The following is a 19,820-nucleotide window of genomic DNA, read 5'->3' on the forward strand; positions in this document are numbered from 1 at the left end:
CTTGCAAAATAGCTTATTCAAGCTCAATGGCATGTATATAAGCATCCATAAGTATCGCTAATTTGGCAAACTGCGGGCCAATTGCATGTTTAACCATATAACCTGCTACGTTGTTATGATACGCGCGAGTACGATCGTTATCCTCATTGGAGGTCGTTAGTATAAATACAACGGTATTGTTTAAGTTTTTATCTTTACGAATATGGTCTAAAAATTCAAACCCATTCATCACTGGCATATTTAAATCAAGTAATACCAAGTAAGGCTCCGATATTTCTTTTTGTTGCGCTTTTTCTCGTAACGCATCTAGCGCAAGTTTTCCGTTTTGTTTCCAAATTATTTTAATTTTAGGATCAACTTTTTTTAAGCTTCTTGTAACGGCTTCCGCGGCAACATCGTCGTCCTCAACAAGTAGTATGGATAGATTTTTGATCATAAATTCTCTTTCCTAGCAAAGCGTGGCCACCAAACATGAAATGTTGACCCTTTGTGCGGTTCATTTGAACTAACTGAAATGCGCCCACCATGGGCTTGTGCAAGGCGCCGACTAATAGACAGCCCTATACCTGAAACCGACTTATCATCGGAAGTTGTTTGAAACAAACTAAAAATACGCTCGTAAGCCTCTGGTGGTATACCGGGTCCATCATCAGTCACAGTGATATGGCAAAGCGTATTTTCTGCTACACAACTAATCTCTATAGTTCCTTCTTTACTGTCATGGTGTTTAATAGCGTTACTTAATAAATTACGGACCACGGTTTCAAGTGGCGTCCATGCAGTCACGATGGTATTTAATTGAATGTCTTTATGAATCTTCATTCCAACTGGTAAATCTAACAGTTCGGTAACGTTATAAATTAATTTATGCATATCGATTACTTGAGTATCTAGGCTGGCTTTACCAGCTCTTGCATAGGCCAATAAATTATCTATTAACGTCTCCATTTTGTGAATACGATCATCAATACGCGTTAAGTTATATTCGACTTCAGGCGTGGTAGTGCCCAAATCTTCTTTTACCCATTCAATTAAGTTTGAAATGCCTCGCAATGGAGAGCGTAAATCATGAGAGGCCACATAGGTAAATTCTTTCAGGCTAGTGTTATTTTCTTTTAGCTCGGTTTCCATTCGTTTTCGTTCTGTTATATCTAACAAGGACACAAATACCATGTCTTCGTCATTGGTGTTTATAAAAGGACTCAGGCCCACTTCAACTGGGAATTCTTTTCCATCTTTGTGTAAGGCGGTTAAATCTCTGCCTACTCCCATACTTCTGACACTGGGTTCACGATGAAATGAATGGCGAAGTGCTGAATGGTGCCCTTGATAGCGCTGCGGTAATAGCATTTCCATTTTTTTATCGAGTAATTCTATTTCACTGTAGCCAAAAGATTTACATAACGATTGATTAACCGCTTGAATAATGCCCGCTTGGTCTACTATTAACACACCATGTGGTGCAGCCTGAATAGAGCGTTGAAACATATTGTTAGCGCGCAGCCTTTGCGATATATCAACCAGTGTGGCTAAAACTAACTCTTGTTGTCCGTGTATTGGGTTTAAGCCTATTTCGATTGGGATTTGCTTACCATTTTTTTGACTCGCAAATAACTCACGACCTTCACCCATTAAGCGTTTTCGAGGGTTAACAAAAAACTGACTCATCAAATGGGTATGGTTCGCTTTAAATTGCGCTGGAAGTAAACTATCTATGTTCATTCCTATGAGTTCTGAATCCTCATACCCCAGTATTTCAGATAGTTGACTATTGGCAAAAAGGATCTGAGCATCAGTATTAACTATCATTGCCCCCATGGGTAAACAATTAACTAGCTGAGTTAAAAATGCTTCATCCATATTTACATTTACACTTGGCGAATTAGATTTTTTATTTACTTTTTTAAGGTCCATCAAGCATCCCGCAAGTAAATGTAGTTCCTATAGTATAGTAATAGTCGAACAAGTAATGAACAGCAAATCTAGAGGATGATCATATTGTTTAAATGCTAATTTTAATAATTTCTTCTTGTATTTTAGCGAGTCATTATGAACGTACTGTTCAGAGTGAGGTGTATAAAAGACGTGTTTCTTTCAGCTTTTAATAAAAATCATTTCACACCAACACAAAGAGTTTAGGTTGACACTTGACCTGTCTATTACTCTATAGTTTACATTTAACATCGCATTTAAAAATGTATGGAGTCATATGTGTATCGTATTTCTGAGCTAGGTGCATTAGTTGGTTTATCGAGGACCACTTTACTTTATTACGAAAAGCTTAAGCTAATTTCTAGTAAGAGGTTAGAAAGTGGCTACCGAGTATATAGCGAAAGAGTTTTACAGCAGGTGCGTTTAGTTCAACACCTAAAAAGTGGTGGACTGAGCTTGGCTGAATGTAAGTCTTGCCTCGATAGTAAGTTAGATAAGTCTGTTCTTAAGTTTCGTTATAACGAATTAGAAGAAGACATTAAACGAAAACAAAAGTCATTGGCTTTGCTGTCGTCTCTGTTAGGAGAAAACAGTAGCAAGTCATGGCATGAAATGCTTAGCGAAGTGGCTCCAGATGCGCATATTGACTGGTTAAAAACTCAAGGGTTTAACGAAAAGCAAGCTCTAAGAATTAGGTGGTTATCAAAAGATATGAACGAACATGACAAATATATGCAAGATTTTATGAGCGTATTTGCAGCACTAGAATCTTGGGGGCCTAATAGTGAAGAGGACACGAAAAAAGCGTTTCATTTACTTAGTACCAATCCTAAACGAATTTTAGAGATTGGCTGTGGCAAGGGTTACTCAACAATATTACTCGAAAGGTTATCGAACGCAGAAATAATAGCGACTGACAATGAGCAAAGTGCGCTTGATAAAGTAGAAGATAAAATAAAGCAGCATAACTTGAGTGAGCGGGTATCAACTAAATGCACCAGCATGACAGAATTAAACTTTGGCACTAAAAAGTTTGACGTTATTTGGGCTGAAGCCTCGGCTTATATAATGGGTATAGAAAACGCCCTAAAAAAATGGAAATCGTTACTCACCGACGATGGTACTTTGGTTTTTAGCGATTTAGTTTGGTTAACTGACAGCCCAAGTCAAGATGCTATTGATTATTGGAAGAGCGATTATCCAGATATACAAACAGTTAATACACGTAAATCACAAATAGAAAAAGCTGGCTACCAGCTTCAGCATACATTTACGGTATCAGTGCAAGCTTGGAAGAATTATTACGAGCCACTCGAACTGCGCTTACAAGATGTTGCATCAAAAATGACTGGGTCACAAGCTGTGGTTGATATTCAAAATGAAATAGATTTATATAAATCTCATTTAGGCGAATTTGGTTATCAGTTTTTTATTGCTAAAAGGCTTTAAGAAATCAATAACCATGGGCTAACCCATAGAATAAATAACTTTAGCTTAAACACCATTCATATTAACCGGTTGAATGGTGTTTTTAATTATTATTTGAAAAGTATTTAACTGTGGCGTCACATAATCTCAATACCATGGAAATCAAAAAGCAGAAAAACAGTCAATAAATTAGTCGGTGCGATAAATGTGCGATATTTTTTATTATTAAATTAGGTAGTACGAAAGGAAAGCAGTTTTTATTGAATAATATAGAATTATGAAAGGATTTAAATGGTCGGTATGGAGAGATTCGAACTCTCGACCCCTGCCACCCCATGACAGTGCGCTACCAAGCTGCGCCACATACCGACTTTGATAGCAATAGTACGTGTATTTATAAAAAAATCAATAAGCTTTTGTTTGTTTGGATGTTTATTGCGCAAGCGCTTAGTTTTAAGGACTTGCGCAGGAGACTCTTTACGGCCCTAGTCTTTATTTAACCACTGGTTGATCGTGTTATACATTTCATCTCGTAGTATTGGTTGTGCAGTTTTGTTAGGGTGTAAGTTATCGTTTTGCATTAGCTCGTTTTTTCCTGCTACTTTAAGTATAAAAAACGGCATTAAATGTGAGTTAGTAGCTTCACTAACACTGGCAAAGCTATCGGTGAACATTTTACTGTACCGAGGGCCATAGTTAGGTGGAATATATATTTCCATAAGTGCGGTTTGTGCATCTGCAGCTTGGCTTTTTTTAATTAAAGCGGTTAAGTTAGTTTGCATTTTAGTGATTGGAAAACCGCGCAGGCCGTCATTGGCACCGAGCTCAATAAGTACGTGAGTGGGTTGATATTGCTCAAGTAGCGCGTCTAATCGGCGCAATGCTCCGCCGGTGGTTTCGCCGCTAATACTGGCATTTACTAAGTTGATAGGGCGTTGCTCGGCATCGTATTTATCTTGTAACAATTGCACCCAGCCTTGTTCTTGTTTTAAGCCATAGGCTGCGCTTAAACTATCACCAAGTATTAAAATCGTGTTGTTAGCTGCCGCGTGTAGTGGGTTAATAACTAAAAATAAAATGAATACACAACGTAGGATTGAATGAGTCATATGTCAGCGCTTTCTCAATTAAATATAATTCAAGTAAATGGTTTGTCTAAAGTGGTTTCCACCTTTGAAGGTGAGTTGTCCATCCTCAGCGACATCAGCTTTAATGTCAAGCATGGTGAGTCTGTTGCTGTTGTTGGCACATCGGGTTCTGGTAAGTCTACATTATTGAGCTTGCTAGCAGGGCTTGATACCGCCAGCAGTGGCGAGGTAATGTTAGATGGTGAGCCTTTGCACAAGTTAGATGAAGAAGCGCGAGCAGCACTGAGAGCCGCTAAAGTCGGTTTTGTATTTCAGTCTTTCATGTTGGTGCAAAGTTTAACCGCACTTGAAAATGTGATGCTACCTGCAGAGCTTGCTGGCGAACATGACGCTAAAGAGCAGGGACTCGCCTTGCTTGAAAAAGTTGGTTTGAGTCATCGTATTGATCATTACCCATCGCAGTTATCTGGTGGTGAGCAACAACGTGTTGCTATTGCTCGTGCATTTGTGGGTTCGCCTAAAATACTGTTTGCCGACGAGCCATCAGCTAACCTAGATAGCAAAAACGGCCATATGATTGAGTCGTTATTATTTGATTTAAATAAGCAAAATGGCACAACGCTTATTTTAGTTACCCACGATGAAGCACTGGCGCAAAAGTGTGAACGTATTATTCAGATTGAAGCCGGTGAGCTGGTACATAATTCAACTGAGGAAATGGCAAATGTGGGCTAAATTAGCACTTAAACTATTTTCTCGAGAGTTTCGCCGTGGTGAACTAACCGTTATAAGTGCAGCCATTGCTTTAGCGGTGTTAACGGTGCTTACTTTATCTATGGTGACCGAGCGAATTGCACAAAGTATTGCGCAAAAAAGTAGTGCCTTTATTGCAGCCGATAGGGTGTTGGCCAGTAACCATGCCATAGATACCGCTTATATTACTCAAGCCAAACAGCAAAACCTCAAAACAGCGCAAATGGTGTATTTTGACACTATGCTGTTTGCAAACGATGAAATGCAATTTAGCTCAGTAAAAGCTGCGTCAAACAGTTACCCGCTTAAAGGCCAGTTAAAGGTTAAGTCGGGCTTAAACGCAGAAACAGAAGTTGCCCCGGGGGCACCAACCCCCGGTAACGTGTGGCTAAGTGAATCGGTTTTTTACAGTTTAAATATAAACGTAGGCGACCAAGTTGAGCTAGGTGCTGCGTTATTCAATGTGGAAAAGGTGATTGTTGAAGAACCCGATGCGCCGTTTAATGTGTTCTCTAGCAGCCGCAGGGTACTAATTAATATTGACGATGTACCAAAAACTGAAGTAATACAGCCCGGTAGCCGTGTATTTTACCGCCAGTTGTATGCAGGTGATGAAAGCGAAATAAATAGTTTTTACGATTGGTTAAAACCGCAACTTAAAGAAAACCAAAACTGGTATGGTGTTAAAGACCGTCAATCGCCCATTTCAAATAGCTTAAATAGAGCTGAAAGCTTTTTGTTATTAGCCGGTTTGCTAGGGATTATTTTAGCCGCGGTTGCTATTGCAGTATCGGCTAAGCGCTATTGTGAGCGTCAATACGACCCAGTCGCAATGATGAAAACTTTAGGTGGCAGCCGAGATATGATCCGTAAAATTTACCTTATGCACCTATTAATGGTATGTACCATGGCGGTGGTTGTTGGCCTAGCTATTGGCTATGGTTTGCAAGAGATGGCTACCGGTTATTTAGCTAAAAGTATGGGTACCGAACTGCCCATGGCTGGTTTTAAACCTTGGCTGGTGGCGATTAGTACAGGGGTTATTTGTGCGGTTATGTTCTCTATTAAGCCACTTTTAGATTTATTTGATATTCCACCGCTCAGAGTACTTCGCCGTAATTTAGGCGATCGACTAGCGGTAAGTAAAATTCATTTAGGGCTAAGTGCACTCACCGTGTTTTTATTAATGTGGTTATTTAGTAATAACATAAAAATTACGCTTATTTTGTTTGTCTCAACGCTTGCGCTTATTTTGGTGTTATTTTTAATCTCTAAGTTAATATTTGGCGGTGGCCGCAAGCTTGGCTTAAAGCCGGGTAACAGCTGGTCTTTGGCTATTGCGTCTATTCAAAAGCGCGCCAATGTTAATGCAGTGCAGTTAATTAGTTTTTCGTTAGCTATTAAATTACTGTTATTTTTAATTGTGCTTAAAAATGATATTATTTCTGATTGGCAGTCACAATTACCAAGTGATGCACCTAATGCTTTTTTAGTGAATATTACGCAAAATGAACTGGACCCAGTTAATGAATATTTAGCACAAAAAGGCATTCAGGTGTCGGAGTTTTACCCGACTATTCGTGGTCGCGTAAATGCCGTCAACGGTGAAGCGGTTGCGCGTGAAGTGTCACTGCAAGATAACGAGAAAAAAGACGAAGAAGCCCGCTCAGGCATTGGCCGCGAGCTCAATTTAACCTGGCTTGACGAAGTCCCTTCGCAAAATGACATTATCGATGGCCAGTGGTTTGGCGATGACGCCGTTGCCGAGGCCTCACTGGAAGAGTCGATGATGCAGCGCCTCGATGTTAAATTAGGCGATACTCTTACATTTTTAATCGGTGCGCAGTCGTTTGATGCTAAAATAACCAGTGTGCGAAAAGTAAATTGGGCCACACTCAAGCCTAACTTTTTTATTATTTTAAGCCCAGATGTACTTAGCGACTTTCCGGCAACCTATATTTCATCGGTACGCATTGAACCTGAGCAAAAGCGCGACTTTAGCCAGTTATTACGTTCATACCCCACTATTACAGCAATTGATGTAGATAATTTTGTTAAGCAAATACAGTCGACTATTGAGCAAGTGTCGTTAGCCATTGGTTTTGTATTGGCTATTGTGGTGTTATGTGGTGCGTTGGTACTAATATCGCAGGTGCAAGCAAGCTTAGGTGAGCGCATGCAAGAAATCGTAATATTGCGTACGTTAGGTGCTAAAAGCCGATTAATAAAAAATGCCACTTTATATGAGTTTTTATTACTGGGCGGTTTAGCCGGACTGGTCGCTGCATTTTTTAGTGATATTGCACTGTTAATAGTGCAGCAGCAAATGTTTGATTTGGCGGGTAAGCTGCATCCAAATATTTGGATTATTGGCCCCGTTGCTGGTGGCGTGTTTGTAGCAGGTTTAGGTTATTTTATGATTGCCCGTACGCTCAAACAAAACACCCAAGGCTTAGTGCGCGCATTGGCGTAAACTTTTTGGCCAAATAGAGTTTAAATGCCTACTTTTTAAGTAGGCATTTTTGTTTTGGCTTGGTACTGGTAATTTATACAGTGCTCTGGCATTATTAGCATTATTAATAAATAACAATAATGAGAGTGCTGTTTGGCCATTATTTTAGGGATCGATCCGGGCTCGCGTTTAACGGGTTACGGTGTGGTTGCGCACCAAGGTGCTAAGTTTACATACTTAGGCAGTGGCTGTATTAAATTAGCCGATCATGACTTTCCCACCCGACTTAAAATGATCTACCAAGGTATTACGCAGCTTATAGAGCAGTTTTCGCCTGAAACCTTTGCCATAGAAAAAGTATTTATGGCACATAACCCCGATTCTGCTTTAAAGCTTGGGCAAGCCCGTGGTGCTGCCATTGTGGGGGCCTCTATGGCCGACTTACCGGTGTTTGAATACTCTGCACGGCAAATAAAGCAAGCCGTGGTGGGTAACGGTGGAGCAGATAAATCGCAAGTGCAACATATGGTTAAAAATATACTTAAACTGCCAGGTACGCCGCAAGCCGATGCAGCAGATGCACTCGCGATTGCAATTTGCCATGCTCACTCTGAACAAAATTTAATAAAACTAGCGGGTAGCGCAAGCAAAACCGTTAGAGGACGTCTAAGGAAATAACAATGATAGGTCGCTTAAACGGCGTGTTAGTTGAAAAACAGCCCCCAGAAATATTATTAGAAGTGAGTGGCGTTGGCTACGAAGTACAAATGCCAATGACCTGTTTTTATGATTTACCCAAAGTGGGCGACAACGCCATTGTGTACACTCACTTTGTTGTACGCGAAGACGCACAGTTATTGTTTGGCTTTAATAATAAAACCGAACGAGCCTTATTTCGAGAGCTGTTAAAAGCCAATGGCGTAGGACCTAAGTTGGGTTTAGCTATTTTGTCGGGTATGTCGGCGCAGCAGTTTGTAAGTTGCGTAAATAATGAAGACGCTACCGCCTTGGTTAAACTGCCAGGGGTAGGTAAAAAAACCGCCGAGCGCTTAGTGCTCGAAATGAAAGACCGATTAAAGAATTGGGGCAACGACTTATTTACCCCATTTAGCGACAGCGCCGTAATAGAGCCTGCGAGCGATGCAACTATAGCTAATAATGCGGCCGATGATGCGGTTTCGGCGTTAGTGGCGCTCGGTTATAAATTGCCACAAGCGCAAAAAGCAGTAAAATCAGTAAGCAAACCCGATATGTCGACTGAGGTTCTAATTAAAGAATCTTTGAAATCAATGCTGTGAGTAAATTATGATCGAAGCTGATCGCTTAATAGATGCTGCTGAAAAAACCAATGAAGACACCATAGATCGTGCTATTAGGCCTAAGTTACTGGCCGATTATCGTGGTCAGCCGCATGTTAAGCAACAAATGGAAATATTTATTGAAGCTGCGCGTAGCCGCAGTGAAGCGTTGGATCATTTATTAATATTTGGCCCGCCAGGCTTAGGTAAAACCACGCTTGCTAATATTGTAGCAAATGAATTAAGCGTAAATATTAAAACGACCTCGGGCCCTGTACTTGAAAAAGCCGGCGATTTAGCTGCATTGCTTACTAATCTTGAAGAAGGTGATGTACTGTTTATTGATGAAATTCACCGCTTAAGCCCACAAGTAGAAGAAATACTTTACCCTGCAATGGAAGATTACCAACTCGATATAATGATAGGTGAGGGGCCTGCAGCACGCTCTATTAAGCTTGATTTACCTGCATTTACCTTAATTGGCGCAACCACGCGTGCGGGCTCATTAACCTCACCACTGCGTGATCGCTTTGGTATTGTACAGCGTTTAGAGTTTTATTCTGTTGAGGATTTGTCGCATATAGTGGGGCGCTCAGCGCATTACCTTGATTTAGAAATGTGTGACGATGGCGCAGCTGAAATTGCCAAGCGCTCTCGTGGCACACCGCGTATAGCAAACCGTTTATTGCGTCGCGTGCGCGATTACACCCAAGTTAAATCAGATGGTACGGTTAATGCCGAGGTTGCTCAACAAGCCCTCGATATGATTGATGTTGATAAAAGCGGCTTTGATTACATGGACCGTAAATATTTACTCGCCATCATCGAAAAATTTATGGGTGGCCCGGTTGGCCTTGACAACCTAGCCGCTGCCATAGGCGAAGAAAAAGAAACCATAGAAGATGTGATTGAACCGTTTTTAATTCAACAAGGGTTTATTCAGCGCACGCCTCGCGGACGAATTGTGTCGGATAATGCGTATCATCATTTTGGTTTACTTCCCAAGCAAGACTAATTAGCAGCCTGAGATAGATTTATTATCCAGAGTTTAGGTTAAATACTAAAGCCATTGTCTTTTTAACGACAGTGGCTTTTTTGTATGAGCAAACATTACGTATTTTACTTTGCCAATAATTCACAGAGCGTTAAGACATACCAGGCTATTGTTCGACTGCTTATTTAGCCCGAGTTGAGATGGTTTGATAAATTGTGGGCAAAAAAAAGCCCGCAAATAATGCGGGCAAACAACAAGTTTAAGGAAGTAATCTAGGGAACTACGTTTTACTTGTTGAGGTCATACCCCAAGAAGTAAAAAAGTAATACGAAATAAATCATATTACGAAGAACTGGATTCAATGAAATAGCTTTCATTTAATGCGCTAGCTCGGTATGGGAGAATAATACCGAAGCGACACAATTTGTTCAAACTAGAAAATTTATATTTTCAGATTAAAAAAACTAATAGCAGCGGTTTTTTGTTTTTGCTTATTGTTGCATGTTAATTAATCATTAATTCTATAAGTTAATGAAATGCTTTGTTTATGTATATTAACATATTAACGTTCGGTATTAGTTTTACTATTACGTTAAGGTAAGCATGTGCTGGTTATGAGTGCTTATGCATTAATTTTGAATAAACAGCGCATTTTGTCACTCTTTAGTGAAACTAAGCGCGCTTCCATAAAGCTTTGTTGTTATTTATTTATACAGTAGAACAAGAGTTAAGTAGTAAATATTGAGTAAAGCTGTTTTTTTTAACGTTTTTTGTTGTCTATTCACAGCAATATCGTTGTCAGCAGTAAATACACTAGATACACTAGCAAAACTTTAATGGTGGCTAATGTATTGCTAAGTTACCTTACTCAAATAAATCAATTTGATGTTTTTAATTATTTAGGAGTTTAACGTGGGATCAGGGCTTAATTTTTTAGATCTAATTCTAGAAGCCAGTTTGCTTGTGCAATTAGTAATGCTAGCGTTGGTTGCTATGTCGGTTATGTCATGGGCTATTATTTTTCAACGTAAAAAAGCCATCTCTGACGCCTTAGCAAATGCCAAAAAATTTGAGCAACGTTTTTGGTCTGGTGTTGACCTAAGTAAACTATATAACGAAATCTCTTCTCGCGGTGGCCAGTCTGCTGGTATTGAGGCGTTATTTACCTCAGGCTTTAAAGAGTTTGCACGTCATAAAAAAAATACTTTTCAAAGTGCGGGCATTGTAATGGAAGGCACACACCGTTCAATGCGGGTTGCGCTTTCTCGCGAAATAGAAAAACTAGAATCAAGCCTATCGTTTTTAGCAACGGTCGGTTCAATTAGCCCTTACATCGGCTTATTTGGTACGGTGTGGGGTATTATGAATGCCTTTATTGCCTTAGGTGAGGTAAAGCAAGCGACCTTACAAATGGTTGCTCCTGGTATAGCAGAGGCACTAATTGCTACAGCAATGGGTTTATTTGCGGCAATTCCAGCCGTTATTGCTTACAACCGCTTTGCTAACAAAGTTGAAAAGTTAGAATCTCACTATATTAACTTTATGGAAGAATTTGCCAATATCTTACACCGTCAAGCAGCTACCCAAATAGAGGCTCAAGCGAATGTACCAGCGTAAAAAGCGTCGCCCAGTCGCAGAAATTAATGTAGTACCATACATTGATGTAATGTTGGTGCTGCTTATTATATTTATGGCCACTGCGCCGTTAATTACTCATGGTGTAAAAGTAGACCTGCCAAAAATGGAAGAGTCGGACTTAGTCGATACCAAAGACACGCCACCCATTATTGCTTCTATTGATGCCGATGGTAAGTATTATGTGAGTGTCGGTACCGATCCTGAGGAGCCGATGGAAGCATTAGATGTAGCCGCAGTAATTAAGCTACAACTAATGAAAAACCCAGATGTGCCTGTGATGATCAAAGGCTCGGGTAAAGTGTCGTATCAGGAAGTGTTACTGTTAATGGACTTTTTAAAAAATGCAGGTGTACCGTCGGTAGGATTAATGACCGAATCCTTTGAGGGGACCAAGTAACTGTATGAGTAGTTCATTAATTAAATCAGTATTGCTGCATTTAGCGTTAGGCGGGTTTTTGTATGCATCAGCAAACATTCATCCTCCTAAACCTAAAGTAATGGAAGTGACGCTTAATGCGGCTATTCCTGAACCAGAGAAAGCGGTTTCAGCGGTTACGGTTGATCAAAAGCAAGTTGAGCAAAAAATAGCTGAGCTTAAAAAGAAAGAAGATGATAAAAAGCGTGCTGAAGATAAACGCATTCGAGATTTAGAACGCAGAGCTGCCGATGCACGTAAACAGCGTGAAGCTGAAGCAAGACGCATTAAAAAGCTTGAACAGCAGCGCAAAGCGAAAGAAAAAGAAACCGCAGAGGCGCAAGCACAAGCTAAAAAAGCCCGTGAAATAGAACAACGCGAGCGAGCAAAAGCGAAGCAAGCCGAAAAGCAAAAGCAAGAAGCTGAAAACGCAGCAAAAGCGGCTGCCGATAAACGCAAAGCGGAAGAAGCGGCACTTAAAAAAGCCGAACAAGAGCGTAAAAAGCGCGCTGAAGAAGCAGAACGTAAACGTCAGCAAGCATTGCAAGAACAAATGCTGCAAGAGCAGCTTGCCAAAGAGCAGGCGGCACGTAATAAAATACGTCAACAGCAAGTAGTGAGTGAAGTTGATAAATTCCGCGCATTAATTATGGCGCGTATTCAACAAAACTTATTAATTGATGAAAAAATGAAAAACCAGCAATGCCGCATTAACATCCGTCTTGGATTTAATGGGCTGGTAACACAAGTTAAATCGTTAGGCGGTGATAAGTTAGTATGTGAGGCTGCATTAAGAGCTGTTCGCATGGCCGACACATTACCGGTATCTAAAGATAAAGACGTATTCGAGCAACTAAAGAATATTAATATAACCATCGCGCCAGAGTTTTAAGGGATGACATGTTTAACAAAATTAAAATAGCCTGTTTAGTTTTAATATTAGGATTTCAGGGTGTTGCACATGCGGCACTTGAAATTGTTATTACTGAAGGTATTGACGGCGCAAGACCGATTGCGATTGTGCCATTTAAATACCAAGGTATTGGTCCTATTCCACAGCAGCTAAGTGATGTAATTGCTGCCGATTTAATGCGCAGCGGTAAGTTTAAGCCTGTGAGTGTGTCTCAAATGCCACAACAGCCTCACAAAGATGCTGATATTGATTACGGTGCTTGGGTAAATCAAGGTGTAGAAGCTGTATTGGTTGGTGAAGTAGAGCAGCAAACCAATGGACGCTATTTAGTGCGTTATGAGTTGGTTGATGTTATTCGCGGCCAAATCACTGGCGGTGAAACACAAATGATGAGCAACGGTAAGCTGGTTCAAAGCCAAGACCATATCTTAGAAGCGCGCCAAAGCGTGATCGGTGAAACCGGCTTTCGCCGTTACTCGCACCGCATCAGTGATGTAATTTATGAAAAACTAACCGGTGAAAAGGGCGCGTTTTTAACTAAAATAGCCTATGTTATTGTTCGTGATACTGACGAAAAGCCTTATCAGTTAGTGGTTGCTGACTACGATGGCTTTAATGAACAAGTGTTATTGCGCTCAAAAGAGCCATTAATGTCGCCAGTATGGTCGCCTGATGGTACTAAATTAGCGTATGTAACGTTTGAAAATCGCCAGAGCCAAATTTTTATTCAAGACATTTATACCGGTAAACGTGAACTGATCACCAGCTATAAAGGAATTAACGGTGCGCCGCAGTTCTCGCCAGACGGTAAAAAGCTACTGTTAGTGCTATCAAAAGATAAAACTGGTGCAACTGAGGTTTACTTATTAGACTTACTAACGCGTAAAGAGACCCGATTAACACGCCATCGTAGTATAGATACCGAACCTTCGTGGTACCCAAATGGTCAAGATATAGTATTTACGTCGGAAAGGGGTGGTAATGCTCAGATTTATAAGTTAAATTTAAAAACTGGCAGATCTCAAAGATTAACCTTTGACGGTGACATGAACCTAGCGGGTTCTATTTCACCAGACGGGAAAGAATTAGTGATGGTAAACCGTACTAACGGACAGTATCATCTTGCTAAGAAAGAGTTGGCTACAGGTGCGTTCCAAGTTTTAACTCGAACTCGCCTTGATGAATCGCCGAGCATAGCGCCAAATGGCTCGATGATTATATACAGCACGCTCCATAATAATAAACAGGTACTTGCGCTAGTATCGATGGACGGCCGTTTTAAAGCACGCTTACCTGTGCTTGATGGACAAGTGAAGGCACCGGCTTGGTCGCCATATTTACAGTAATAATTGCTGGTTTACTCAAAATAGGAATCTACTCAATGCAACTTAACAAAATACTTAAAGGCCTGCTAATTGCTGTGCCAGTAATGACACTAGCAGCTTGTAGCTCATCTTCAGATATCGATGAAAATGCAGCCAACCAGTCTAACCAAGCAACTGTTGAGCAAACAACAACTGATACAGTTGAAGTAGCAACAATGACGCCAGAGCAACAAGCTGAAGAGCAACTTCGTCAAAAGTACGAAGCGCTTCGTCAAGAGCAAATCATTTACTTTGGTTTTGACACTGCAACGATTCAAGGTCAATACGGCGAGCTACTTCGTGCACACGCTGAGTTTTTAGTTAAAAATCCTTCTGTTAAAGTATTAATCGAAGGCCACGCAGATGAGCGCGGTACGCCAGAGTACAACATTGCACTTGGTGAGCACCGTGGACAAGCAGTTGAAAAATACCTACAAAGCTTAGGTGTTTCTGCAAGCCAAATGTCAGTAGTTAGCTACGGTGAAGAGAAGCCAATGGTTAAATCTCGCACTGAAGAAGCTTTCGCTAAAAACCGCCGTGCGGTACTAGTTTACTAAGATAAGAGATATTATGAAGCCGAAAATTATTTTGGCAGCCATGATATTGAGCGGGAGCACCCAGTTAATGGCTGCTCCCGCTCCTGTTTCAGAAGCTGCAAGTTCACAGTCGAGCATTGAAAAGCGTTTAGCAACCCTTGAAAGCATGATGCAACAACGTAATTTCTTACAAGTAGAGTTACAGCAACAGCTTAACTTACTGCAAGATGAAGTGAGTCAAATTCGCGGTGTTACCGAAGAGCAAAGCTATAAACTTGAAAAGGTATTGCAGCGCCAGCGCGAGCTTTATCAAGAAATAGAAAACCGTGTTAGCCAAGCATATGCTAAGCCGGCTACTCCAGCGCCTACAACAGACTACACGCAACCAGGTAGCGATCAGAGCTACAGCAGTGATTTATCTGAAAACGAAGCGTACGAGCGTGCTGTTGCGCTTATAATGAAAGATAAGCGCTATGACCAAGCTATTCCAGAATTTCAAGCGTTCTTAACAACGTATCCAAATTCAGTGTACACCTCAAACGCACATTATTGGCTTGGGCAATTATTAACGATTAAAAATGACGGTGTAAAAGCAGCCGAGCATTTCAAAGTAGTTGTTAACGAATTTCCAAACTCAAATAAGCGCCCAGATGCAATGTTAAAGCTTGGTACACTTTTACAAGAGCAAGGGTTAAAGGCTGAAGCGCAAAAAATACTGAATGAGCTAATCAATCAGTACCCAAGTACAACTGCTGCTAAACTAGCCACAGATCGCTTATCAAAATAAATGTTGATGCTTGATTAGACTGCTTTTTGTCATAAGCGGTCTAAATTTGCTCAACTAGACATAAAAACTTAAAAAAAGAGACAATTTCGGTTGCACTCATTTTATAAATAAGTATTATAAGCGCCCGCAGCAAACGAATGGTAACCCCACTCGAAATGCGACAAAAAGAGCGGGTCATTAGCTCAGTTGGTAGAGCAGTGGACTTTTAATCCATTGGTCGATGGTTCAAGTCCATCATGACCCACCATTCTTTATTGTTAATAAAGTTTGGTCTTTAATCGGCGGATTTACGTAAAGTGTTAACAAACACACAGAGCGGGTCATTAGCTCAGTTGGTAGAGCAGTGGACTTTTAATCCATTGGTCGATGGTTCAAGTCCATCATGACCCACCATTCTTTACTGAATGGCTATAATCGGCGGATTTACGCAACCTTACTTTTTATAAGTAAACCAGAGCGGGTCATTAGCTCAGTTGGTAGAGCAGTGGACTTTTAATCCATTGGTCGATGGTTCAAGTCCATCATGACCCACCATTCTTTACTGAATGGTTATAGTCGGCGGATTTACGCAGCCTTACTTTTTATAAGTAAACCAGAGCGGGTCATTAGCTCAGTTGGTAGAGCAGTGGACTTTTAATCCATTGGTCGATGGTTCAAGTCCATCATGACCCACCATTCTTTATTGAGTGGTTATAATCGGCGGATTTACGCAGCCTTACTTTTTATAAGTAAACCAGAGCGGGTCATTAGCTCAGTTGGTAGAGCAGTGGACTTTTAATCCATTGGTCGATGGTTCAAGTCCATCATGACCCACCACTTCTGGTACACTTCTCCGTATAATATATTTCTTAGTATCTCCCTTATTTTTATTTATAAACTGCCTGACTAGATTGCTATTATTTAGCGTTCGTTTCTCGTATAATTTGCGCTATTAATTGCACTGTAAATAAAGTGGTCGAGAACATGAGTTTAGCTCAAACTATTATGCCTGAAGGTTATATTTTCCCTCCTAAGCCGGCACCGTTAACACAAGACGAAAAAGGCGAATATAAAGCGCGTATAAAACAATTACTGCAAGAGAAAAACGCGGTACTTGTTGCTCATTATTACACTGATCCTGAAATTCAAGCACTTGCTGAAGAAACGGGCGGCTGTGTAGCCGATTCACTCGAAATGGCGCGTTTTGGCGCTCGCCATGAAGCCGATATGATCATCGTCGCGGGTGTACGTTTTATGGGTGAGACTGCTAAAATTTTAACCCCTAACAAAACTGTGGTGATGCCTACACTTGAAGCGACTTGTTCATTAGATATTGGTTGCCCAGTGGATGAGTTTTCAGCGTTTTGTGATCAACACCCAGACCGTAAAGTGGTAGTGTATGCTAACACTTCTACCGCGGTTAAAGCGCGTGCTGATTGGATAGTTACCTCATCGTGTGCACTTGAAATAGTAGAGCACTTAGATGAGCAAGGCGAAAAAATCATTTGGGGCCCAGATAAGCATTTAGGCAGTTATATTCAAAAGAATACTGGCGCCGATATGATCATGTGGAACGGCGCATGTATTGTACATGATGAGTTCAAAACCAAAGCGCTAAAAGACTTTAAAGTCTTGCATCCAGATGCAGGCGTATTGGTGCATCCAGAATCACCGGCTGAAATTGTTGAACTCGCTGATGCTGTTGGCTCTACTAGCCAGCTTATTAAAGCAGCGCAAACTATGCCGAATAAAAAGTTTATTGTGGCGACCGATCGCGGTATCTTTTATAAAATGCAGCAACTATGCCCAGATAAAGAGTTTTTTGAAGCGCCAACGGCTGGTAGCGGCGCTACATGTAAAACTTGCGCTCACTGCCCTTGGATGGCAATGAACGGCTTACAAGCGATTGAGGAAGCACTGATTGATGCTAGCGGTAAAGAAGTGTTTGTTGATATGGATTTGCGTGAAGGCGCACTTAAATCATTAAATCGCATGCTAGATTTTACAGCCAATATGGCAAAATAATAAATAGCAATATAATGCATTAGATAAAGGCGATACTCAGGTATCGCCTTTTTATTTGCTTATGAGTAGTTAGTTTGATTATTGAGCAGTTAAAAGCATGATGTTAAAAAGGCCTTGCACCAAGCAAGTGTATTTCATACTATAGCGCGCTGTTGCAAAGCAACATTGTGGAGAGATGGCTGAGTGGCTGAAGGCGCACGCCTGGAAAGTGTGTTTAGGTTAATCCCTAACGAGGGTTCGAATCCCTCTCTCTCCACCATTATTCTATATTAGGACGTCTCAGGGCGTCCTTTTTTGTGCCTGTAATAAAGTTAAGCGTGTTGGCTTTGTACTTGGCGTTTGTTTTTACGCTGATGTTTTAATGTATACATTCGTTGGTCGGCTAGGGTTAAGCAGGCTTTGTAGTCATTACATTCCTCACTACTAGCTAAGCCATAGCTCACGCCTGATAACGGCCAATGTTTTTGAACTTGTTGATGAATATAGTTTAACGACTCGTTGATGCTCAGGGTGAGTTGGGCGAGCTGTTGTGCTGACTGAACGTTACACACACAAATAAACTCATCACCGCCGGTTCTGCATACCTCGCCTTTGTCGGCTAACGCATTTTGTATTAACCGCGTAACCTCAATGAGTAGCTTGTCACCGTGAGCATGACCTAGGTGATCGTTAACGCTTTTAATATTGTCGCAATCTATAAACACAATGAGATAAAAATTATCTAAGTTATCGAGCTTTTCTTGTAATTGCAGCCGGTTTCCTACTTTGGTGAGTGGGTCTATGCGTGATAGCTCTAGCGCTTTTATAAAATTATTTTGCTTTATTTTTAGCCATTCAGATAAAGAAAGTAAAATACAGATACAATCAATGGCCAGAGCAATAAGTACCCATAATTCAGGTGAACTTATTTCTATTAAATTTAGGTGCGATAAAATAAAAATAACTAAGGACAAGCTATAAACAAGGTTGCCAGTTAAAAAATATTTCGCTCTAAAGTCTTTCATCCCCAGCATTGTAAAGCCCAGTTTTAAGCTTAAATACACCCAAATGGCAGCAAGGAAATGAGCTAAATAAAACACCCAATGAAAGGGTAAAAAGGGGTTTAAAAAACCACAGGCAAGTGCGGTTATGGAGAAGTATTTTAAAAATCGGCTAATACCAGTGCGGGTATGTTGGTCAAAGTTAAATAAGTAATAGGCAAATGAACTGGCACAAGCAATAGCAAAGGCAAAAATATACATGCCAAAGTAATGGGTGTTAATTGCGTGGTAATTAAAAAGTAACGCAACTACCCCCGCGGCGAATGCCCAACCAATGCCGTGTAATCCTATATAACCTGCACAAAATAATGCCACGCGATGTCGTGTTTTAAAAAACATGATCAAGGCCATGCAAGCCAAGGTCAGCATTATAGTAATAGACACTAAGCTTAATGAATTGATATAAAACTGAAGTTTAATAAACCTAGATTGAGGAATAACATTAATGCTGACAGGTTTAGCAAAGTGTTTAGCATTAACATAAAGCCATAAAACACCGTGTGAATTAGCTTCTAGTTGTAATTCAAAAGCTCGGCTGTGCATTACAATGGCTGATGGGCTGGCACTATCTTGCGAAAAATCAGCGACTTTTCTGATCCCACTAGTATCTTGATAAAAAGCAACGCCACTATCTAAATAATTAATTTGGGGGATTATATACCAGCGACCTGCGCTCTCTGTGGTTAAACTGATTTTTGCTATTGCACTGCCATGGGCACTATACAGCGAAGTGACGGGAGTACTTACATTGTTATAAGCATTAATGAGTTGCTCACCTTGGGTTGGTTTAGCTAAATCTACTTGATGCCACATAGCTGACTTTAGTTGTAAGCTGTCATTTTGATTTAATGCTACAGCAAAAGCATTAAAACTAATGGTTTGAAATAGTAAACAACATATAAAATTGAAAGTGTACCGCATGTAATACCTAAGTTAGTTACCGGTAAAAATTGTACTGCATTTTTAACAGAATAATTATTGCTATGACCGCTTTAGCGTATTCTTGCTTTATAGTTACTAACTTTAATCACTAAACGGTGAGCTGTTATTATAAAAATATAGTTAATGATTAATTAAAGGGTTAATAATTTATCTAGTTTGGCTATTGAGCAATATTTATGACAAAAATACTCTTTAAGGTTTACGCTCGTGTAGACGTGTGATTAGTTTCTGATTGA

17 protein-coding genes and 7 tRNA genes are annotated in these 19,820 nt (G+C 40.4%); 19 read left to right on the forward strand and 5 right to left on the reverse strand.

What is annotated here, in order from left to right; genetic code table 11:
* Positions 1-13: 13 nt before the first annotated feature.
* Both FLM54_RS05880 and FLM54_RS05885 read right to left on the reverse strand, forming a co-directional pair.
* Positions 14-436 (reverse strand): response regulator, encoded by a 423-nt coding sequence (locus tag FLM54_RS05880; protein WP_138608864.1) that lies wholly within the window; start codon positions 434-436, stop codon positions 14-16.
* Positions 433-1,914 carry a PAS domain-containing sensor histidine kinase gene (locus FLM54_RS05885; protein ID WP_138608866.1) on the reverse strand — a complete coding sequence of 494 codons (1,482 nt, stop codon included), beginning with the start codon at positions 1,912-1,914 and terminating at the stop codon, positions 433-435. The genes FLM54_RS05880 and FLM54_RS05885 overlap by 4 nt, the downstream gene beginning before the upstream one ends.
* Before the next feature lie 297 nt (positions 1,915-2,211).
* On the opposite strand from FLM54_RS05885, the gene FLM54_RS05890 reads away from it, so the two are divergent.
* Positions 2,212-3,381: a MerR family transcriptional regulator gene (locus FLM54_RS05890; RefSeq protein ID WP_178955679.1), complete on the forward strand. Its 1,170-nt coding sequence runs from the start codon at positions 2,212-2,214 to the stop codon at positions 3,379-3,381.
* Between the two features lie 271 nt (positions 3,382-3,652).
* Here the strand turns inward: FLM54_RS05890 and FLM54_RS05895 are convergent.
* Positions 3,653-3,729: transfer RNA gene (locus FLM54_RS05895), tRNA-Pro, on the reverse strand.
* 116 nt (positions 3,730-3,845) lie between these two features.
* On the reverse strand, positions 3,846-4,469 hold the full coding sequence (locus FLM54_RS05900) for an arylesterase (RefSeq protein WP_178955680.1): 624 nt from the start codon (positions 4,467-4,469) through the stop codon (positions 3,846-3,848).
* Here FLM54_RS05900 and FLM54_RS05905 point away from each other — a divergent pair, their 5' ends adjacent.
* The 18 genes from FLM54_RS05905 (at position 4,470) to FLM54_RS05990 (ending at position 17,861) form a co-directional block, all read left to right on the forward strand.
* On the forward strand, positions 4,470-5,183 hold the full coding sequence (locus tag FLM54_RS05905; RefSeq protein ID WP_178956845.1) for an ABC transporter ATP-binding protein: 714 nt from the start codon (positions 4,470-4,472) through the stop codon (positions 5,181-5,183).
* Complete coding sequence (locus tag FLM54_RS05910; protein WP_178955682.1) at positions 5,173-7,674, forward strand: ABC transporter permease; 2,502 nt, start codon at positions 5,173-5,175, stop codon at positions 7,672-7,674. Before FLM54_RS05905 ends, FLM54_RS05910 begins: the two co-directional genes overlap by 11 nt.
* Positions 7,675-7,806: 132 nt before the next feature.
* Positions 7,807-8,331 carry a crossover junction endodeoxyribonuclease RuvC gene (gene ruvC / locus FLM54_RS05915; RefSeq protein WP_008114131.1) on the forward strand — a complete coding sequence of 175 codons (525 nt, stop codon included), beginning with the start codon at positions 7,807-7,809 and terminating at the stop codon, positions 8,329-8,331.
* A 2-nt stretch (positions 8,332-8,333) separates the two neighbouring features.
* Positions 8,334-8,951 carry a Holliday junction branch migration protein RuvA gene (ruvA, locus tag FLM54_RS05920; protein WP_008114133.1) on the forward strand — a complete coding sequence of 206 codons (618 nt, stop codon included), beginning with the start codon at positions 8,334-8,336 and terminating at the stop codon, positions 8,949-8,951.
* Between the two features lie 7 nt (positions 8,952-8,958).
* Entirely contained in the window at positions 8,959-9,966 is a 1,008-nt protein-coding gene (gene ruvB / locus FLM54_RS05925; protein ID WP_178955684.1) for a Holliday junction branch migration DNA helicase RuvB, read from the forward strand.
* A gap of 891 nt (positions 9,967-10,857) precedes the next feature.
* A complete protein-coding gene (tolQ, locus tag FLM54_RS05930) occupies positions 10,858-11,562 on the forward strand; it encodes a protein TolQ (RefSeq protein ID WP_008114137.1) in 705 nt (234 codons plus the stop codon).
* Entirely contained in the window at positions 11,549-11,980 is a 432-nt protein-coding gene (gene tolR, locus FLM54_RS05935) for a protein TolR (protein ID WP_008114139.1), read from the forward strand. Before tolQ ends, tolR begins: the two co-directional genes overlap by 14 nt.
* A 4-nt stretch (positions 11,981-11,984) precedes the next feature.
* The gene (gene tolA, locus FLM54_RS05940; RefSeq protein WP_138608872.1) at positions 11,985-12,890 is read left to right on the forward strand and encodes a cell envelope integrity protein TolA; all 906 of its coding nucleotides are present in this window, start codon (positions 11,985-11,987) and stop codon (positions 12,888-12,890) included.
* An 8-nt stretch (positions 12,891-12,898) separates the two neighbouring features.
* Entirely contained in the window at positions 12,899-14,257 is a 1,359-nt protein-coding gene (tolB, locus tag FLM54_RS05945; RefSeq protein WP_075169407.1) for a Tol-Pal system beta propeller repeat protein TolB, read from the forward strand.
* 35 nt (positions 14,258-14,292) lie between these two features.
* Positions 14,293-14,832: a peptidoglycan-associated lipoprotein Pal gene (pal, locus tag FLM54_RS05950; RefSeq protein WP_138608874.1), complete on the forward strand. Its 540-nt coding sequence runs from the start codon at positions 14,293-14,295 to the stop codon at positions 14,830-14,832.
* 13 nt (positions 14,833-14,845) lie between these two features.
* Positions 14,846-15,598 carry a tol-pal system protein YbgF gene (gene ybgF / locus FLM54_RS05955; protein WP_010392784.1) on the forward strand — a complete coding sequence of 251 codons (753 nt, stop codon included), beginning with the start codon at positions 14,846-14,848 and terminating at the stop codon, positions 15,596-15,598.
* A gap of 171 nt (positions 15,599-15,769) precedes the next feature.
* A tRNA-Lys gene (locus FLM54_RS05960) sits at positions 15,770-15,845 on the forward strand.
* A gap of 70 nt (positions 15,846-15,915) precedes the next feature.
* Positions 15,916-15,991: transfer RNA gene (locus FLM54_RS05965), tRNA-Lys, on the forward strand.
* A 65-nt stretch (positions 15,992-16,056) separates the two neighbouring features.
* Positions 16,057-16,132, forward strand: a tRNA-Lys gene (locus tag FLM54_RS05970).
* Between the two features lie 65 nt (positions 16,133-16,197).
* Positions 16,198-16,273 (forward strand) — tRNA-Lys (locus FLM54_RS05975).
* 65 nt (positions 16,274-16,338) lie between these two features.
* Positions 16,339-16,414: transfer RNA gene (locus tag FLM54_RS05980), tRNA-Lys, on the forward strand.
* Positions 16,415-16,561: 147 nt separating this feature from the next.
* Positions 16,562-17,602, forward strand: coding sequence for a quinolinate synthase NadA (gene nadA / locus FLM54_RS05985; RefSeq protein WP_008466811.1), 1,041 nt, complete (start codon positions 16,562-16,564; stop codon positions 17,600-17,602).
* Between the two features lie 169 nt (positions 17,603-17,771).
* Positions 17,772-17,861, forward strand: a tRNA-Ser gene (locus FLM54_RS05990).
* A gap of 52 nt (positions 17,862-17,913) precedes the next feature.
* On the opposite strand, the gene FLM54_RS05995 is transcribed toward FLM54_RS05990, so the two are convergent.
* Positions 17,914-19,563, reverse strand: a complete 1,650-nt coding sequence (locus tag FLM54_RS05995; protein WP_178955685.1) for a sensor domain-containing diguanylate cyclase — start codon at positions 19,561-19,563, stop codon at positions 17,914-17,916.
* Positions 19,564-19,820: the final 257 nt, after the last annotated feature.

Origin of the sequence: Pseudoalteromonas sp. Scap25 (assembly GCF_013394125.1) — a bacterium.
GTDB lineage: Bacteria > Pseudomonadota > Gammaproteobacteria > Enterobacterales > Alteromonadaceae > Pseudoalteromonas.

Excerpts from the sequence above, each read along its gene's own strand:
- FLM54_RS05880 (WP_138608864.1), bottom strand. The coding sequence starts at position 436 with ATGATCAAAAATCTATCCATACTACTTGTTGAGGACGACGATGTTGCC.
- FLM54_RS05885 (WP_138608866.1), bottom strand. The coding sequence starts at position 1,914 with ATGGACCTTAAAAAAGTAAATAAAAAATCTAATTCGCCAAGTGTAAAT.
- FLM54_RS05900 (WP_178955680.1), bottom strand. The coding sequence starts at position 4,469 with ATGACTCATTCAATCCTACGTTGTGTATTCATTTTATTTTTAGTTATT.
- FLM54_RS05905 (WP_178956845.1), top strand. The coding sequence starts at position 4,470 with ATGTCAGCGCTTTCTCAATTAAATATAATTCAAGTAAATGGTTTGTCT.
- FLM54_RS05910 (WP_178955682.1), top strand. The coding sequence starts at position 5,173 with ATGTGGGCTAAATTAGCACTTAAACTATTTTCTCGAGAGTTTCGCCGT.
- ruvA (WP_008114133.1), top strand. The coding sequence starts at position 8,334 with ATGATAGGTCGCTTAAACGGCGTGTTAGTTGAAAAACAGCCCCCAGAA.
- ruvB (WP_178955684.1), top strand. The coding sequence starts at position 8,959 with ATGATCGAAGCTGATCGCTTAATAGATGCTGCTGAAAAAACCAATGAA.
- tolR (WP_008114139.1), top strand. The coding sequence starts at position 11,549 with ATGTACCAGCGTAAAAAGCGTCGCCCAGTCGCAGAAATTAATGTAGTA.
- tolA (WP_138608872.1), top strand. The coding sequence starts at position 11,985 with ATGAGTAGTTCATTAATTAAATCAGTATTGCTGCATTTAGCGTTAGGC.
- tolB (WP_075169407.1), top strand. The coding sequence starts at position 12,899 with ATGTTTAACAAAATTAAAATAGCCTGTTTAGTTTTAATATTAGGATTT.
- pal (WP_138608874.1), top strand. The coding sequence starts at position 14,293 with ATGCAACTTAACAAAATACTTAAAGGCCTGCTAATTGCTGTGCCAGTA.
- ybgF (WP_010392784.1), top strand. The coding sequence starts at position 14,846 with ATGAAGCCGAAAATTATTTTGGCAGCCATGATATTGAGCGGGAGCACC.
- nadA (WP_008466811.1), top strand. The coding sequence starts at position 16,562 with ATGAGTTTAGCTCAAACTATTATGCCTGAAGGTTATATTTTCCCTCCT.
- FLM54_RS05995 (WP_178955685.1), bottom strand. The coding sequence starts at position 19,563 with ATGCGGTACACTTTCAATTTTATATGTTGTTTACTATTTCAAACCATT.